We start from the raw sequence: 17431 nt of genomic DNA on the forward strand, positions 1-17431 counted from the left end.
TCACATGACGATGCTGACCCGGCCGAGCCACCGCTCCCGCCAGGCCACCCGCAGCCGGATCGCCCGCAGCGGCACCCGGTCGCGGATCAGCGTGGCCACCACCTCGCGCTGCGCCCACGGGCACAGTTCGGAGAGCATCTCCGGGATCCGGCTGCGGGTGATGTCCTCGGCGAGCGTGACCGACACCTTGGCCCGGCCCCGGACCCGGCCGTCCGGCAGCACCCGGACCCGGTAGTAGTCCACCCGACCGCCGGTGACCTGGCCGCTGGCCGCGCACAGTTGGGCCAGCACCAGCTGGGCGACGTCCGGCGGGCGCTTGGCCGCGTCGAACTCCAGCGGCACCGTCCAGGACAACCACAGCGGATGCTCGATGCCGCTGTCCGGGTCGGCGATCCCCGGCCGGACCGGGCCGGTGGACAGCACCTGGTAGTCGGTGGCCGGCGAACTGGCGATCCGGCTGCGTTCGCGCACCCCCTGGCGGCGGGTCAGCCCGCAGTCGCTGGCCACCAGCCCGAGTCCCTCGGCGATCGGCAGGCAGGTGCCGGCCGCCGACGGCGTGCGGCCGCTGCGGGCCGGGGCGATCGGCAGCATCACGTTGATGAACGCGATCTCCTGCAGGGTGGCCCCGGACATGGCCAGGATGCCGATGTTGCGGGCCACCAGGTCGGCGGCGAGGGCCGCGGACGAGCCGACCCGGGCCGGCCCGACGAAGGTGACCAGCTGCACCGTCTCCGGCACGCCCGGCGGCGCCCAGCCGAACAGGTCGGCCTTGCGCTCGGCGTACCGGTTCGCGTGCGGGGCCAGCACCGACCACCACTCGCCGCGCACCCGGCCGAACCGCCGGTCGGCGATCTGCAGACCGAGCCCGATGTCCTGGGCCATGCCGGCGATGTCGCGCAGCAGGTCCAGCCGCTTCTCCGGCTGGCGGTCGTCCAGCCCGACCAGCACCCGCAGCGCCATCCCGTTGGCCGTGCGGGGCGCCTCGCCGGAGCCGTCCTCGCGGAACCGTCCCGGCGGGTCGCGGAACGGCGCCACCGGGGACTGCAGGAACAGCACCGGGACGCCGCCGTCGGCCGCCGCCGTGGCGATGCCCTGGTAGATCCGGCTGACCATCAGGGAATCGGCGAACTCCGGCCGCCACGGGTCGTAGCCGATGGTGATCAGGATCTCGGTGCTGTTCGCCGGGTCGTAGAGGAAGTTCGGGTTGATCACCACGCTGCCGTGGTAGAGGTGGCTGGCCGGGTTGCGCTCGTCCGGGCGCGGACCGGCGGAGATCCGGTTGATCGACACGCCCTCGACCGGCTTGTGCGGGGTGTCCGGGGTCCAGGTGTGCACCTGGAAGCCGGCCATGACCGGATGGAACGCCAGCGTCTCGGTGGCCACCCGGTCGTTCTCGGTCGGCGGGATGAAGTCGATCTGCGGCGCGGGCGGGGCGGTCCGGTCGGCCGTGCCGTAGTGCGTCACGTTGAACATCACGGCGGCGCTGCCGGAGCTGGCCGCCCGGGCGGCGACGGCGGCGAGTGCGGGGTGCGCGCGGGTGGCGCTCGTGTCGCCGTCCGACCCGACCGTGGAGAAGTTGGCGGTGCAGCGCTTGGGCCGCCGGGCTTTCCGGCGGATCTCGGTGATCAGCCAGTTCGGGTTGACCTGGGCGCCGGGGACCCGGCTGCGCCGCTTGACCGCCTTGGCCACACCGTCGAGTCCGACCAGCACGGCCAGCAGCAGCAGCGCGCTGATGGCCGCCAGGAACGGCCCGGCCAGCCGGTCGTCCCGGCCGCCGGCCACGGCGAGGGCCAGTGCCCCGGCGATGATCACCGAGGTGTAGGCGACGTACCGGGGGAACAGCCGCAGCTGCCCGAGCACCGACTTTCCGGACGGGATGTCCAGCCGGGACAGCATCACGCCGGGCACCAGCAGCAGCATGGTGACGATCGCGTCGGCCGAGGAGATCACCGAGTCGTCACTGCCCGGCAGGCCGAGCCAGGCGCCGAGCGGGCCGAGCACCGGCACCCCGGCGAACAGCTGCGGCTGCAGCAGCACGCCGAACCCGACGACCAGCAGCAGCACGGCGAGCAGCAGCTTGGACACGTTGGCCGCGAGCGAGGGCGGATCGTCCACCAGTGCCATGTAGACGGTCGCCGAGACCGGCTCGACCGACTGTGGGTCGGAGCCGAACGGCCGGCGCTGCCAGTGCGCGTGCCCGGCGTTCTCCCTCGGGTCGTTGTCCACGTAGATGTCGGTGTGGACCTGTGATCGGGTCAGCGCGTCCGCCCACCGGCGCAGCCTGTCCGGGTCGACAAGGCCCTCGGCGAGCTTGCGCAGGTTGTCCGACTCGTACTGGTGGGCAAGGTGCCCGAGGCCGGTGATCACCCGTTTCTGCGGCTCAAGGCTCTCCTCGACCGAGACCGGGTTGCCCGGGTCGGTGCGGGCCGGGAACCGGGGCCGGCGCCGGGAGAACGTCGAGTAGCAGTCCTCGATGTAGGACATGAACACCTCGAGGTCCCGGTAGCGGCGCCGGCCGAACTCGGCCAGCCGGGACACGATGCCCTGCAGCTCCAGCTCGAGCAGCTTGGGCGCCACCGTGTTCAGCTCGGCGTAGCCGTCGGCGACCGCGTGCATGTCGTTGACCAGCGAGCGCAGCGCCGGCGCGTCCACGTCGCTGGTCAGGAAGAACCGGCGCACCTGGATCTCCGGCGGCACCTCGAGGGTGACGTGGTAGGAGTTCACCGCGCGCGGGATGACCGTGGCGTACTGCACGGTGAACTCGTGCCGGAACGCGCCCGCGCCCCACCGGGCGATCGTGGCCCGGCCGCGCAGGTCCCGGGACCTGGCCGGCATCACGGGGGCGTCGTAGCGCAGGAACGCCTGCGTCTTGTTCGTGCGGACCTGGGCCACCAGCAGGTACTCCGAGGCGGCCACGTCGAGCAGCCGCAGGAACGGGCTGTCCGCCGGGAACAGCTGCTCCACCGCGGTCGCCGCCTTGTCCCGGATGCTGTCCGAGTCGGTGGCCCGGTGCCGGGCCGAGCGGGGCCGCACCGGGCTGGGGTGCCGGCCGGCGGTGTCGATCAGGTTGGCGATGGTGGCCTCGATCAGCCAGCGGGACCGGTTCAGGCCGTGCCGGATGTCGTAGAGCAGCTCGCCAGGCACCTCGGTGCGCGGGTCGGAGTTGAGGAACATCCGGAACGCCTTGCTCACCCCGTGGATCAGCGCGTGCGCGGTCTCCACCTGGGTGAGCCGGGGCACCACCTCACCCGCGGCGTTGCGCACCACCACCGGCGCGAGGTCGGTCCGCGACTGCCGGGCCACCGGGAGCCACACCGACGACGGGCGGGACTCCTGCGTCGGGTCCGAGCGCAGCGCGTGCAGCTGGTCGGGGGTGAGCACGGTCATGTCGATGTCGATGGTGACCGAGCGGGCCATGTGGGTGGAGTCGGCCAGGGTCAGCGCCTCGGACATGCGGTCGATGTGCTCGAGTCGCAATGCGAGGGCAAGCAGGTGCAGTCCGAGCGCCTCCTGGTGGGCGTCGTGCGGCGGCGGGGAGGTCGGGATCGGCGTTTGGCGCAGTGCCGCGAGGAAGCCGGCCAGCCGGTCCGGACCGGTTCGTCGGTTCCGGTTGCGAAGCATGGTCAGCGACCCGTTGAACACCATGTGATTCGGAATCTCCTATGGCGACCGGTGATACGTGACACCGTTAACCGAGATCGTGCCCAAAAGCAAACGGTTAGACTGCCAAGGTCGTTCGTGAACGCCTTTCACAAGCCTCTGGGAGTTCCATGACCGCGTCGAGCAGCCGGCGGACGGCGGGAGAGGACGCGGAGGTCATCGTGGTCGGCGCCGGTCCGGCCGGGTCCACCGCGGCCACCTATCTGGCCCGGGCCGGGCTGGACGTGCTGCTGCTGGAGAAGAGCGTTTTCCCCCGGGAGAAGGTGTGCGGCGACGGCCTCACCCCGCGCGGCGTGAAGCAGCTGATCGACCTGGGCGTGGACACCCGCGAGGAGGCCGGCTGGCTGCACAACCGCGGCCTGCGGGTGGTCGGCGGCGGGGTCACGCTCGAGCTGGACTGGCCGGACCTGGCCTCGTTCCCGCCCTACGGCGTGGTCCGCCCCCGGCAGGACTTCGACGAGCTGTTGGCCCGCACCGCGCAGCGGGCCGGCGCCCGGCTGTTCGAGCAGACCTCGGTCACCGGCGCGGTCACCGACGAGCGCACCGGCCGGGTGGTCGGCGTGTCCGCCCGCACCGGCCCCACTCGCGAGCCGGTCAGCTACCGCGCACCCATCGTGCTGGCCTGCGACGGCGTGTCCGCCCGCCTGGCCCTGTCCGTGGGCATCGACAAGAACGACGCCCGCCCGATGGGTGTCGCCGTCCGCCGCTACTACACCAGCCCGCGCAGCAAGGACGACTACCTCGAGTCGCACCTGGAGCTCTGGGACCGCTCGGATCCCGCGCAGCCCAAGCTGCTCCCCGGCTACGGCTGGATCTTCGGCATGGGCGACGGCACCGTGAACGTCGGCCTCGGCATCCTGTCCACCTCGAAAGCCTTCGGCAGCACCGACTACCGCGCGCTGCTGCGCTCCTGGCTGGACGGCACCCCCGAAGACTGGGGCCTGCGCGAACCGAACGCCGCCGGCAAGATCGGCGGCGCCGCCCTGCCCATGGGCTTCAACCGCACCCCGCACTACGCCGCCGGCCTCCTCCTCGTCGGCGACGCCGGCGGCATGGTCAACCCGTTCAACGGCGAGGGCATCGGCTACGCCATGGAATCCGCCCGCCTCGCCGCCGAATGCGTCATCCAGGCCCTCGTCCGCCGCCCCGGCCCCGCCCGCGAACGCGCCCTCGCCGGCTACCCACTGGCCCTACGCCAGTCCCTCGGCAGCTACTACCGCCTGGGCAACATCTTCAGCCGCCTGATCGGCAACCCCGCCGTGATGCGCGTTGCCACGAAGTACGGCCTCCCCCGAGCCACCCTGATGAAACTCGTCCTCAAACTCCTCGCCGGCCTCTACGACCCCCGCGACGGCGACGCCTTCGACCGCATGATCACCGCCGCCACCCGGCTCGCCCCCAGCGCCTGACCCGCGCGGGAAGCCCCAAGCGCTCCGGCGTCCTGCCCTCCTGGATCCCAGCCGCCGCAATCCTCGGCGAGTCCCCGGAACCGGACCGGCGAGTTGCCGGCTGCGGGTAACCGAGTTACCGGTTCGGGGCCGGGGAGTTGCTGGTTCCAAGCGTCCGGGTGGGCCTGGCTCCCGTCCCCGGCTGCGTCGGAACGCTCGGGTCGGTCGCCTTGGCTGGGCTGGGCCCGGCGTTCCGCGGCGCGGCTGTGGCCAGGCCACCGGGTGTCCAGGTGCGGGGCACGGGCCTGCCCACAACCGTGCACCGATCCCGTCCGGTCCCCCTGGACTTTCGGCTCGGCCAGTTGCCGAGTCCGGGGCCCATCGCTTGCGCCCGCCCCGGCGCCTGCGGCGCCGGGCCGGGCCGGGCCGTAGGCGCGGCGGTAGGGCCTCGGCTGGAGGGCGGCAATTCGGCCCCCAGGCGCCTGCGGCGCCGCTGGGGCCCCGCCCGCGGCGGCGGCTCAGGCTCGGTGGCCCGGTCTCGGCCGGAGGGTGGCAATTCGGCCTCGGTCGGGCCGAGCGTGGGCGCGATCCTCGGCGAGTCCCCGGTTCCGGTCCGGCGAGTCCCCCCGGTCCATTCTGGCGAGTTGTCGGTTGGGTCGGCGGGGGCCGCGGCGCAGGCGCGGTGGCCCGGCCCGGCGGTGGCCGGCGATTCGGCGCTTGAATCCGCAAACCGTCCGCACCGAGCCGGCAATTCGGTTGCCCGAGCTGACAACTCGCCGAACGTTGCCGTAATCCTCGGCGAGTCCCCGGTTGCGGTTCGGCGAGTCCCCGGAACCGGACCGGCGAGTCGCCGGCTGCGGGTAACCGAGTTACCGGTTCCCGCGCATCCGGTGCTTGCGGCTCAGCTCAGCCGTTCGAGCACCATCGCCATGCCCTGGCCGCCGCCGACGCACATGGTCTCCAGGCCGAACTGCTTGTCGTGGTACTGCAGGGAGTTGATCAGCGTGGTGGTGATCCGGGCGCCGGTCATGCCGAACGGGTGGCCGACCGCGATCGCGCCGCCGTTGACGTTGAGCTTGTCGATGTCGATGCCGAGGTCCCGGTAGGACGGGATGACCTGCGCGGCGAACGCCTCGTTGATCTCCACCAGGTCGATGTCGTCGATGGTCATCCCGGCCCGGGCCAGCGCCTGGCGGGAGGCATCGACCGGGCCGAGGCCCATGATCTCCGGGGACAGGCCGGACACGCCGGTGGACACGATCCGGGCCAGCGGAGTGAGGCCGAGTTCGGCCGCCTTGGTGTCGCTCATGATCACCAGCGCGGCCGCGCCATCGTTGAGCGGGCAGCAGTTGCCGGCGGTGACCCGGCCGTCCGGGCGGAACACCGGCTGCAGCGTCGAGGTCTTCTCGTAGGTCACGCCCGGCCGCGGGCCGTCGTCGGTGTCCACGATCCGGCCGTCGGGCAGCTCGACCGGGACGATCTCGCGGGCCCAGAACCCGTCCTTGATCGCCTGCTCGGCCAGGTTCTGCGAGCGGACGCCGAAGTGGTCCATGTCCTCCCGGGTGACGCCCTTGAGCAGGGCCAGGTTCTCCGCGGTCTGCCCCATGGCGATGTAGATGTCCGGCACCACACCGTCTTCGCGCGGGTCGTGCCAGGAGTCCGCGCCCCGCTCGGCGGTGGCCGCCGTGCGCGCCAACGCGTCGGTGAACACCGGGTTGCGGGTGTCCGGCCAGGAGTCCGAGCTGCCCTTGGCGTACCGGGACACGGTCTCCACCCCGGCGCTGATGAACACGTCGCCCTCGCCGGCCTTGATCGCGTGGAAGGCCATCCGGGTGGTCTGCAGGCTGGACGAGCAGTACCGGGTGATCGTGCAGCCGGGCAGGTGGTCGTAGCCGAGCAGGACCGCGACCACCCGGCCCATGTTGAACCCGGACTCGCCGCCGGGCAGGCCGCAGCCGAGCATCAGGTCGTCGATGTCCGTCGGGTTCAGTTGGGGAACCCGGTCGAGGGCGGCCCGCACCAGCTGCGCGGCCAGGTCGTCGGGTCGCAGGTCGACCAGCGATCCCTTCGACGCGCGACCGATCGGGGACCGGACGGCGGACACGATGACGGCCTCGGGCATGGCTTCCGCTCCTCAGGTGTGCCGGGTGACGGGCGACATCCTGAGGTTACCCCTGGGTAGGGTCGCGGCCGGTGTGACCTCAGGCGGCCGGCCGCACCGGTTCGGCGAGCGCACCGGCCGCCGCGCACAGCGCGGGGAGCAGCACGCCGGCCGCGACCTCGTAACCCAACCCGTTGGGGTGAAAGCAGTCCGGGCTGAACAGCTCGTCCGGCCGGATCCGGAACTCGGGCGAGACCAGCTCACCGAGCGAGACCGAGCCGACCCCGATCCGGTCCAGCTCGCGCCGCTGCGCGCGGGCCAGCGAGCGACTGAGCCGGCTGACCAGCTCGCGCAGCGGTTGCGGGATCGAGCGCACCACCCCGAGGTCCGGGCAGGTCGCCACGACCACGGTGGCACCGGCCGCGCGTAGCCGGGTGACCTCCGCCCGCAGCTCGCCGACCGCGGTGGCGATCCGGGTCCGGCTGGTGACGTCGTTGCCCCCGATGATCACCAGCACCAGGTCCGGCGGGTCGATCAGCGCCCGGTCCACCTGGGCCGGCAGGTCGGCCGTGCGCGCCCCGCTGACCGCGTAGGTGGTCAGCCGGACCGGCCGCCCGGTCTCGTCGGCCAGCCCGGCGGCCAGCAGCACCCCGGGCAGCTGGCCGGTGGACTCGGCACCGAGCCCGGCGGCCAGCGAGTCGCCGAGCATGGCGAAGGACAGCTCCGGGCCGGGCCTGCCGGGCGGCGGGTACACCCCGTCCGCGTTCGGGGCGAGGTCCGGCGGCGGGCCGATGACCGACCGCGCCCGCCGGGACTGCCCGGTGAGTAGTCCGTACGCCGCGCCTGACAGTCCGCCCACCGATCCGGCGGCGAAAACCATGGCCCGCACGATCCGTGCTCCCGCCATCGCCGTCTCCCCCTCCCACGCCGGGTGTCGCGTTCGACGCCCGGTTCGTTCCCCGGTTCCCTGGATATCGCCGAACCGGGGCAAATTGAAAGGCGCTCGGAAATTGTCGGTGAGTCGGCTAACGATCTACTGGAATACGGCTCGAAGTCGTTGGGTTCCTGGGCGAACGTATGCTATGGGGCCGTGGAGTACGTCGAGCACGTGATCGAGCTGGTCGGGAACACCCCGCTGGTGCGTCTTGGCCGGTTGTCCGAGGGTCTCGCCCCGCTGGTGCTCGCCAAGGTCGAGTACTTCAACCCGGGCGGCAGCGTGAAGGACCGCATCGCGCTGCGCATGGTCGAGGCGGCCGAGCGCTCCGGCGAGCTGCGGCCCGGTGGCACGATCGTGGAGCCGACCTCCGGCAATACCGGGGTCGGCCTGGCCATCGTCGCCCAGCGCAAGGGCTACCACTGCGTGTTCGTCTGCCCGGACAAGGTCAGCGAGGACAAGCGCAACGCGCTCAAGGCCTACGGCGCCGACGTGGTGGTGTGCCCGACCGCCGTTCCACCGGAGCACCCGGACTCCTACTACAACGTCTCCGACCGGCTGGTTCGGGAGATCGAGGGCGCCTGGAAGCCGGACCAGTACTCCAACCAGCACAACCCGGAAAGCCACTACCACACCACCGGCCCGGAGCTGTGGCGGCAGACCGACGGCCGGATCACGCACTTCGTCACCGGGGTGGGCACCGGCGGCACGATCTCCGGCACCGGCCGCTACCTCAAGGAGGTCTCCGGCGGTCGGGTCCGGATCATCGGCGCCGATCCGGAGGGCTCGGTGTACTCCGGCGGCACCGGCCGGCCCTACCTGGTGGAGGGCGTCGGCGAGGACTTCTGGCCGTCCACCTACGACCGGGAGATCGCCGACGAGATCATCGCGGTGTCCGACGCCGACTCGTTCGGGATGACCCGGCGACTGGCCCGCGAGGAGGGCCTGCTGGTCGGCGGGTCCTGCGGGATGGCGGCCGCGGCCGCGCTGCGCCTTGCCGAGCGGCTCGGCCCGGAGGATGTGGTCGTCGTGCTGCTGCCGGACGGCGGGCGCGGCTACCTGACCAAGGTGTTCAACGACCAGTGGATGGCCTCCTACGGGTTCCTGCCGCCCGAGCACTCCGGCGCCACGATCGGTGACGTGCTGCGGCGCAAGGACGGCACCCTGCCCAAACTGGTGCACGCCCACCCCAGCGAGACGGTCGGCGACGTGGTCGCGGTGCTGCGCGAGTTCGGGGTCAGCCAGATGCCGGTGGTCAGCGCCGAGCCGCCGGTGATGGCCGCCGAGGTGGTCGGCGCGGTCAACGAGCGGGATCTGCTCGACGCGCTGTTCACCGGGAAGGCGGCCCTGGCCGACCGGGTGGACAAGCACATGTCGCCGCCGCTGCCCACGATCGGGGCCGGCGAGCAGATCACCGTGGCGATGAACGCGCTGTCCGCCGCGGACGGTGCGATGGTGCTGGTCGACGGCAAGCCGGCGGGCGTGGTGACCCGGCAGGATCTGCTGGGGTTCCTGGCCGGCCGATGATCGCCGGTCAGGGTGGGGCGGTACCGGCAAATCCCTGCACTATCCGCTAGCGTTGGCCCGGACGCAACTCGACAGCGCAGGTGAAGGGTTGGAACCCGATGAGTGCCCCGCAGCCGCCGAACCAACCATGGCAGGGCGGCCAGCCACAGCAACCATGGCAATCTGAGCCGAATGAGCAGCAGGGGCAACCGAGCGGTTCGCCCGAGCAGAACCCGGCCCTGTCCGCACCCGGCCCCACCCAGGCGCTCGGTGGCCCCGGGCAGCAGTACGGCGGCCAGCCCGGCGCCGACGGCATCGAGCGCACCCAGGTCGTCCGGCCGGGTGAGCATCAGCCGCAAGGGGACAAGACCCACGTGGTGCCGCCCGGCTCGCTGCCGCCGCAGCAGCCGCCGTACGCGCCGCCGCCAAGCGCATCCGACTTCCCGCCCGGACCCAGCGGCGGGTATCCCGGTCAGCAGCCCCCGCCGGGCTACGGCCCGCCCCCCGGTGGCTTCGGCCAGCAGCCCCCGCCCGGGTACGGCCAGCCCCCGCCGGGTTACGGTCCGCCTCCGCCCGGCTATGGGCCGCCCGGCGGGTTCGCCCAGCAGAGCGGCCTCGGCGGCCCGCCGAACTTCGGCGGCCAGGGCGTCAACCTGCAGATGATCACGATGGTGGTGGCCGGCGTCGTCGCGGTGCTCGGCGTGATCGCCGCGATCATGTCCATCACCATCTGGAGCGACCTCAGCAGCGCCAGCAGTGCGGCGAGCGAGGCGGCCGACACCGGGATCGAGCAGTGCGTGCAGGCCGGGTTGCCGCGTGACCAGTGCGAGGAGATCGCCGCGGACGTCGAGGCGCAGGTCCAGGAGCTCGACATCTCCGTACCGACCAAGTTCTACGTCTATGCGGGCGTGCTGTCCGTCGGCTCCCTGGCCGCGATCGCCGGCGGCGTGCTGATCTACCTGCGCCGGCCGTTCTCGCACTACGTCACCGTTGGCGGCGGCGCGCTGCTGCTGGTCGGCTCGATCCTGTTCATGACCGAGGGCTCCGAGACCCGGATCGTGTTCACCCTGCTGTTCGGCATCATCATCCTGGCCGTCGGCGTGATGGGGTTCCTGGAGCAGACCAAGAAGTACGTCGGGCTCGGCGGCTCGGTGCTGGCCGGCGGCCCGCCCGGTGGATTCGGCGGCCCGCCTCCGCCGCCGCAGGGCTTCGGCCAGCCGGGACCGTTCGGTCCGCCGCCGCCGCAGCAGCAGCAGGGTTTCGGGCAGCCGCCCCAGCAGGGTTACGGGCAGCCGCCGCAGCAGCCGCCGCCCGGTGGTGGTTTCGGCGGACCGCCGCAGAACCCGCCGCAGCAGTGGTGAATCGGTAGTTCGAATTCCTCGAGGCCCCGGCCATGTGGTCGGGGCCTCGCCATATCCACCGAAACCGTCTCATTGGGTCGGTGGGACTGCTTAGATGGGCGCGCCCAGACGACGACGATGCCCTTAGGGGGGCACATGTCCTACCAACAGCAGGGATTCCCGCAACAGCAACAGCAGCAGCTTCCTGGTCAGTTCGGCGCCGGTGCGGCGGCGCCGCGCACGAACCCGGCGACCGCAGTCCTCACCGGATTACTCGCCCTGGTCGCGGCCGGGGCGATCGGCCTGGCCGCGGTCGCGGTGTTCAACGAGCTCGACGGCGGGTTCGGCGACTTGCCCGGCGAGCTGAAGACGATCCTCGTGCTGCGCGTGGCCGGTGCGGCCCTGCTCCTGATCGGAGCGATCCTGGTGTTCGCCAGGAAGATGGCCGGAGCGATCCTCACCGTGCTCGGCGCGCTGGCCACGATCGCGTCGGTGCTGCTGTTGCCGGTCCTGGCCGAGATGCCGATGAGCCGCTACTTCGAGCTGATCTTCCAGTTCGAGGACGCCGACTCGATCGGAAGTGTGGTGGCCCTGTTCGCCGCGCCGCTCGCGCTGATCTTCGCGATTCTGCCGTCCACCCTGCGGCACCTGCGCCGCCGGGCCGGCAACGACTACGAGGAACCGCAGGGCCAGCAGCCGGTCTGGTGATCCATCCCACAATGCGGACCGGTCCGGGTCCGGTCGTAGGCTGTAGTCATGGCAGATGACACCGGCAGATGGGGTTTCGAGACCCGGGCCATCCACGCGGGCCAGCGCCCCGATCCCCGCACCGGGTCGGTCATCGTGCCGATCTATGCGACGTCGACGTTCATTCAGGACGGCGTCGGCGGGGTCCGGGACGGTGGGCACGAGTACTCCCGCACCACCAACCCCACCCGGTCCGCCCTCGAGGAGGCGCTCGCCGCGCTCGAGGGCGGCCGGCACGGGCTGGCGTTCGCCTCCGGCATGGCCGCCGCCGATGTCGCGCTGCGCAGCATGACCCGCCCGGGGGACCACGTGATCCTCGGCGGCGACGCCTACGGCGGCACGTTCCGCCTGCTGGACAAGGTGCTCGCGCTGTGGGGCGTCGAGCACACCTCGGTGGACCTGTCCGATGTGGCCGCCGTGCGGGCCGCGGTCCGGCCGAACACCAAGGTGGTCTGGTGCGAGTCGCCGACCAACCCGCTGCTCGGGATCGCCGACATCGCCGCACTGTCCGCGGTGGCCGCGAACGCCGGAGCCCGGCTCGTGGTGGACAACACCTTCGCCACGCCGTACCTGCAGTCGCCGCTCGGCCTCGGCGCCGACGTGGTGCTGCACTCGACCACCAAGTACCTGGGTGGACACTCCGATGTGGTCGGTGGCGCGCTGATCACCTCGGACGACGAGCTGCGCGAGCAGTTCTTCTTCCTGCGCAACGCCGTCGGCGCGGTGCCCAGCCCGTTCGACTCCTGGCTGGTACTGCGCGGCGCGAAGACCCTGGCGCTGCGCATGGAGAAGCACAGCGACAACGCCGAACGTGTGGTCAAGGCGCTGGTCGGCCACCCCAAGATCGCCAAGGTCTACTACCCGGGCCTACCCGACCACCCCGGACACGAGGTCGCCGCCAAGCAGATGCGCCGCTTCGGCGGCATGGTCTCGTTCGCGGTGTCCGGCGGCGAAGAAGCAGCACTCGAACTCGCCGCCAGGACCCGCCTGTTCATCCTCGCCGAGTCCCTCGGCGGCATCGAATCCCTCATCGAGCACCCGGGCCGCATGACCCACGCCAGCACCACCGGCTCCCCCCTCCAAATCCCCGGCAACGTCCTGCGCCTCTCGGTAGGCATCGAAGACGCCACCGACCTCGTCGCCGACCTCCTCCAAGCCCTCGATTAGAAGTAGTAGTCCGCTGTTCCGCCTCTCCGGGATTTACTGCTGTTGTTACTAGTCCGCCTCTCCGGGATTTACTGCTGTTGTCGCGTTCCAGCCGGTGGTGGTGCGGTTGGCGGGGTGATTGTGGCTGGGTGCCGTCACGGTGCCCCTGAGGTTGCGTTGGTCCTGGCGCCAACAGCCGAGTTGCCGATTGGGGCACCCGAGCCCCCGGCCCCAGCATTCGAGTTTGCCGCTTCGGGCACTCGTGTCGCTGGTTCCGGCACTCGAGTTGCCGGTTTGGGCGCGTCAGTCGCGGGTTCTGGCGGCGTGGAGTGCGGCCGCGTCATCGCCGTCGGCAACCGCGGACTCGCCGATTCGCCGGGGGTGGGCTCAGGGGTTGATCTGGCCGAGTTCGTTCGAGGCGGGTTCGGCCGGGCGCGGGTCGGGCACGTGCTGAACGGGGGCGGCGGGCAGCTCGGCCGGGTCCAGGCAGCTGCCGACCAGCCGCACCGTCCCGTCCTGGTCCTGCACGTAGCGGCCGGCCTCGGCGCAGCCCGCGCTGGTCACGGTGAACACCGCGACCCCGGCGAGTGCCATCGCGGCGACCGAGGCTCCGGCCAGCGGTAGTACCCCGGCGAGGCGCTTGCCGACTGCCATGTCCGTTCACCCCACCCTGATGTGCCTGCTCGTAGCCGAGAGTACCGGAGGTCGCGCTGCGGGTGGGGGTGTCCTCAGAGGTTGCCCCGGCGCTCCTGCTCCCGCTCGATGGCCTCGAACAGCGCCTTGAAGTTGCCCTTGCCGAAGCCGAGCGAGCCGTGCCGCTCGATCAGCTCGTAGAACACGGTCGGCCGGTCGCCGATCGGCTTGGTGAAGATCTGCAGCAGGTAACCGTCCTCGTCCCGGTCCACCAGGATGCGGTGCTCCTTGAGGGTCTCGATCCCCACCCGCACCGCCCCGATCCGGGCTCGCAGCTCGGGGTCGTCGTAGTAGGAGTCCGGGGTCTCCAGGAACTCCACGCCGGCCGCGCGCATCGCGGTCACCGTGGCCACGATGTCGTTCGTGGCCAGCGCGATGTGCTGGCAGCCGGGGCCGCCGTAGAACTCCAGGTACTCGTCGATCTGCGACTTCCTCTTCGCGATCGCCGGCTCGTTGAGCGGGAACTTGACCCGATGGTTGCCGTTGGACACGACCTTGCTCATCAGCGCCGAGTATTCGGTGGCGATGTCGTCGCCGACGAACTCCGCCATGTTCACGAAGCCCATCACCCGGTTGTAGAACTCCACCCAGTGGTCCATCTTGCCCAGCTCGACGTTGCCAACGCAGTGGTCGATGGCCTGGAACAGCCGTTTCGGCGCGCCCTGCGGCCGGGTCACCGTGCTCTGTCTGGCCACGTAGCCGGGCCGGTACGGGCCGGAATAGCGGGACCGGTCGATCAGCGTGTGCCGGGTCTCGCCGTACGTGGCGATGGCCGCGATCCGGACCGTGCCGTGCTCGTCACCGACGTCGTGCGGCTCGTCGAGCACGGTCGCGCCCTGCGCCCTGGCGTGCGCCACGCACCGGTCCACGTCGGCCACCTCGAGGGCGAGGTCGACCACGCCGTCGCCGTGCCGGCGGTGGTGGTCGAGCAGCGGACTGTCCGGGGCCACCCCGCCGTTGATCACGAACCGGGCCGATCCGGAGGCCAGCACGAACGACTTGTGGTCGCGGTTGCCGGTCTCCGGGCCGGAGTACGCGACCAGCCGCATCCCGAACGCGTGCTGGTAGAACCACGCGGTCTGGGTGGCGTTGCCGGTCACGAACACCACGGCGTCCATCGCCCGCACCGGGAACGGGTCGCTCGACTCGTCGTAGTCGACCAGCCCGACGAGCTGGCGCAGCGCATCGAAGCTGAGGTCGTCCATGGTCTCGGTCATCTGCCCAGGATGAGCCGGTCAGCGCAGTCTGGGCAACACTTCGTCGTTTCACTGGACAATCGGTCCAGCGGAATGCCAGATTCGGTCGGCAAAGTGAGCAGGCTGCGCAGAAGGAGTTCCATGTCCGAGATTGATGACCTGGACGCCCGGTTGCTCCTGCTGCTCGCCGACGAGCCCCGGCTGGGCGTGCTGGAGTGCTCCCGCCAGCTCGGGGTGGCCAGGGGCACCGTGCAGGCCCGGCTGGACCGGCTGGAGCGGCGCGGTGTGCTGCACGGCTTCCCGCCCGCGCTCGACCTGGCCGCGATGGGCTACGGGCTGACCGCGTTCGCCGTGCTGGAGATCGCCCAGGGCCGGCGGGTCGAGGTGGCCGAGCGGCTCGCCGCGATCGACGAGGTGTGCGAGGTGCACGCCACCACCGGGCAGGGCGACCTGCTGGTGCGCATGGTGGCCAGGTCCAACGCCGACCTGCAGCGGGTGATCGACGAGGTGGTCGACGTGCGCTGGGTGGAGCGGACGTCGACCTCGATCGCGCTGACCACGCCCATCCCGTACCGGGTCAGGCAGCTACTGGAACGTGTGACCGGTCAGCCGGCGTAGGGCACGGCCTTGACCAGGGTGACCTTCTGGGTGCTGCCGTTGGGCAGTTCGTAGGAGCGGGTCTCGCCCTCCTTGGCGCCGAGCAGTGCCCTGCCGATCGGGGAGTCCGGCGAGTAGATCTCCAGCCCGCCCTCGGCGCCCTCCTCGCGGGTGGCCAGCAGGAAGTTCTCGGTGTCGTCGTCGCCGTCGTACCGCACGGTGAGCACCTTGCCGGGCTCGGCAAGGCCGTCGTTGGCCGGCGCCTCGCCGACCTTGGCGTTACGCAGGAGTTCCTGCAGGTGACGGATCCGGGCCTCCTGGTGGGCCTGCTCCTCGCGAGCGGCGTGGTAACCGCCGTTCTCCTTGAGGTCCCCCTCCTCGCGGCTCGCGTTGATCTTCGCGGCGATGGCCGGGCGATTCTCAATCAGCTCATCGAGTTCCTGCTTGAGCCGGTTGTAGGCATCCTGGGTCAACCAGGTCACGCCTGCGTCGCTCACGGTCACCATCTCCTCGTCGTTACCTGCACGGTCGCCAGGACGCGTACCGACAGTTTCCGGGCTGGTAGTGCCTACCCGGAACGGAAAAACACGGCCCGCGCGGGGCCGTGCCGGTGAGTCAGGATATCACGGTTGCAACGAAAGTCTGGTCCGTTTTGTCCGATTCGCCGGATGTGGACAGGCGGTTCACCCTGATGGCCGCGTGCTCAGCAAATATGCCGGCACCTCGTACGAGCAGCCGAAAACATCCGCCGTGACCGGCTCATCCGTGCTCTGAATGACAGTGGTCACCGAGGTCGTCGTCCCGCCCGCTGGAACAAGGACCTCCTTGCGGCCGGTCTCGGCGCCGTCCCGGGCCCGCACCCGCACGATGCACACGACCGCCCGCTCCGGCTGGTCCCGGAGCACGGTGAAGTTCATCCGCAGGGCGTTGCCGGGCAACGCGGTGAACCCGGTCCGCTCGGTCTCGATCGCCGCGCCGCCCAGGTTGGCGTACGCGACGTAGCCGATCAGGCACCCGACGAGCACCGCGCAGGCCGCGGCGATCCATCGGGTCCGCCGCGCGGCCGGCCGGCCCCTGCCGCCGTACCGACCCTGCGGCAGCGCGCGACCCGCGACCGTCACCGTTCGTCCACCGGGAACAATGAGCCCCACCTGAGTAGTTCGACTAACCAGGTCGAGTATGGGCTAGCCGAATTGGGAGGGTTCGCGGAGGTCATGGCCGAGAAACTGCGTTTGATGACGGTCCATGCCCACCCCGACGACGAGTCGAGCAAGGGTGCGGCGACGATGGCCAAGTACGTGGCCGACGGTCACGAGGTCATGGTGGTGACCTGCACGGGGGGAGAGCGCGGCGACATTCTCAACCCCGCGTTGGATCGGCCCGAGGTGGCCGAGAACATGATCGAGTACCGGCGGCGGGAGATGGCCACGGCGGCCGAGATCCTCGGCGTCGCGCACCGCTGGCTGGGCTTCGTCGACTCCGGTCTGCCCGAGGGCGATCCGAAGCCGCCGTTGCCCGACGGGTGTTTCGCTCTCGTTCCGCTGGAGGAGTCGGCCCGGGAGCTTGTCGCCGCGATGCGCGAGTTCAAGCCGCACGTGGTGATCACCTACGACGAGAACGGCGGATACCCGCACCCGGACCACATCCGCTGCCACGAGGTGTCCGTCGCTGCGTTCGACGCGTGCGGCGACCCGGACCGCTTCCCGGATGCCGGCGATCCGTGGACCCCGCTCAAGCTGTACTACTCGCACGGCTTCTCCCGGGCCCGCCTGGTCGCCATGCACGAGGCGCTGTTGTCCCGAGGGCTGGAGTCGCCCTACGGCGAGTGGCTGGAGCGGTGGACGCCGGAGCGCGGTGACCTCAGCCACCGGGTCACCACCCGGATCGAGTGCGCCGACTACTTCGAGGTTCGCGACGCCGCCCTGATGGCGCACGCCACCCAGATCGACCCGAACAGCCGCTGGTTCGCCGTGCCGATGGACATCCAGCGCGAGGTGTGGCCGTACGAGGAGTACGAACTGGCCCGCTCGCTGGTGGACACCACGCTGCCCGAGGACGACCTGTTCTCCGGCATCCGTGAGAAGGTGAGCACGTGAGCGGAGGCAGCCGGCGCCGGTGGCGGC

Annotated in this window: 14 protein-coding genes; 7 read left to right on the forward strand and 7 right to left on the reverse strand. The window is 71.2% G+C overall.

The features are described from left to right. The gene (locus tag VFV67_RS15300; RefSeq protein ID WP_326470621.1) at positions 1 to 3645 is read right to left on the reverse strand and encodes a hypothetical protein; all 3645 of its coding nucleotides are present in this window, start codon (positions 3643 to 3645) and stop codon (positions 1 to 3) included. A 125-nt stretch (positions 3646 to 3770) separates the two neighbouring features. Here VFV67_RS15300 and VFV67_RS15305 point away from each other — a divergent pair, with 125 nt between their 5' ends. Continuing rightward, the gene (locus VFV67_RS15305; RefSeq protein WP_326470622.1) at positions 3771 to 5069 is read left to right on the forward strand and encodes a geranylgeranyl reductase family protein; all 1299 of its coding nucleotides are present in this window, start codon (positions 3771 to 3773) and stop codon (positions 5067 to 5069) included. Between the two features lie 880 nt (positions 5070 to 5949). On the opposite strand, the gene VFV67_RS15310 is transcribed toward VFV67_RS15305, so the two are convergent. Together VFV67_RS15310 and VFV67_RS15315 are read right to left on the reverse strand one after the other, a co-directional pair. Then, positions 5950 to 7170 carry an acetyl-CoA C-acetyltransferase gene (locus VFV67_RS15310; protein ID WP_326470624.1) on the reverse strand — a complete coding sequence of 407 codons (1221 nt, stop codon included), beginning with the start codon at positions 7168 to 7170 and terminating at the stop codon, positions 5950 to 5952. Positions 7171 to 7249: 79 nt separating this feature from the next. Continuing rightward, positions 7250 to 8056, reverse strand: a complete 807-nt coding sequence (locus VFV67_RS15315) for an SGNH/GDSL hydrolase family protein (protein WP_326470626.1) — start codon at positions 8054 to 8056, stop codon at positions 7250 to 7252. 183 nt (positions 8057 to 8239) lie between these two features. Here VFV67_RS15315 and VFV67_RS15320 point away from each other — a divergent pair, with 183 nt between their 5' ends. The 4 genes from VFV67_RS15320 to VFV67_RS15335 all read left to right on the forward strand — a co-directional run bounded on the left by VFV67_RS15320 (position 8240) and on the right by VFV67_RS15335 (position 12843). Next, positions 8240 to 9610 (forward strand): cystathionine beta-synthase, encoded by a 1371-nt coding sequence (locus tag VFV67_RS15320; protein ID WP_326470628.1) that lies wholly within the window; start codon positions 8240 to 8242, stop codon positions 9608 to 9610. Between the two features lie 98 nt (positions 9611 to 9708). Beyond that, a complete protein-coding gene (locus VFV67_RS15325; RefSeq protein ID WP_326470630.1) occupies positions 9709 to 10950 on the forward strand; it encodes a hypothetical protein in 1242 nt (413 codons plus the stop codon). A 135-nt stretch (positions 10951 to 11085) separates the two neighbouring features. Further along, positions 11086 to 11637 carry a hypothetical protein gene (locus VFV67_RS15330; protein ID WP_326470632.1) on the forward strand — a complete coding sequence of 184 codons (552 nt, stop codon included), beginning with the start codon at positions 11086 to 11088 and terminating at the stop codon, positions 11635 to 11637. A gap of 48 nt (positions 11638 to 11685) precedes the next feature. Beyond that, a complete protein-coding gene (locus tag VFV67_RS15335) occupies positions 11686 to 12843 on the forward strand; it encodes a cystathionine gamma-synthase (protein ID WP_326470633.1) in 1158 nt (385 codons plus the stop codon). Positions 12844 to 13209: 366 nt separating this feature from the next. On the opposite strand, the gene VFV67_RS15340 is transcribed toward VFV67_RS15335, so the two are convergent. Beyond that, positions 13210 to 13476, reverse strand: a complete 267-nt coding sequence (locus VFV67_RS15340; RefSeq protein ID WP_326470634.1) for a hypothetical protein — start codon at positions 13474 to 13476, stop codon at positions 13210 to 13212. Between the two features lie 74 nt (positions 13477 to 13550). Continuing rightward, positions 13551 to 14732 carry a 4-hydroxyphenylpyruvate dioxygenase gene (gene hppD / locus VFV67_RS15345; RefSeq protein WP_326470635.1) on the reverse strand — a complete coding sequence of 394 codons (1182 nt, stop codon included), beginning with the start codon at positions 14730 to 14732 and terminating at the stop codon, positions 13551 to 13553. A gap of 120 nt (positions 14733 to 14852) precedes the next feature. Here hppD and VFV67_RS15350 point away from each other — a divergent pair, with 120 nt between their 5' ends. Beyond that, positions 14853 to 15329 (forward strand): Lrp/AsnC family transcriptional regulator, encoded by a 477-nt coding sequence (locus VFV67_RS15350; RefSeq protein WP_326470637.1) that lies wholly within the window; start codon positions 14853 to 14855, stop codon positions 15327 to 15329. Here the strand turns inward: VFV67_RS15350 and greA are convergent. Continuing rightward, positions 15317 to 15814 (reverse strand): transcription elongation factor GreA, encoded by a 498-nt coding sequence (gene greA / locus VFV67_RS15355; protein WP_326470639.1) that lies wholly within the window; start codon positions 15812 to 15814, stop codon positions 15317 to 15319. The genes VFV67_RS15350 and greA overlap by 13 nt on opposite strands. Before the next feature lie 177 nt (positions 15815 to 15991). Next, positions 15992 to 16429, reverse strand: coding sequence for a DUF4307 domain-containing protein (locus VFV67_RS15360; RefSeq protein ID WP_326470641.1), 438 nt, complete (start codon positions 16427 to 16429; stop codon positions 15992 to 15994). 93 nt (positions 16430 to 16522) lie between these two features. Here VFV67_RS15360 and mca point away from each other — a divergent pair, with 93 nt between their 5' ends. Beyond that, positions 16523 to 17404, forward strand: a complete 882-nt coding sequence (gene mca / locus VFV67_RS15365; protein WP_326470643.1) for a mycothiol conjugate amidase Mca — start codon at positions 16523 to 16525, stop codon at positions 17402 to 17404. The last annotated feature ends 27 nt before the right edge of the window (positions 17405 to 17431 follow it).

The organism is Actinophytocola sp. (assembly GCF_035762905.1).
Lineage (GTDB): Bacteria > Actinomycetota > Actinomycetes > Mycobacteriales > Pseudonocardiaceae > DASYTH01.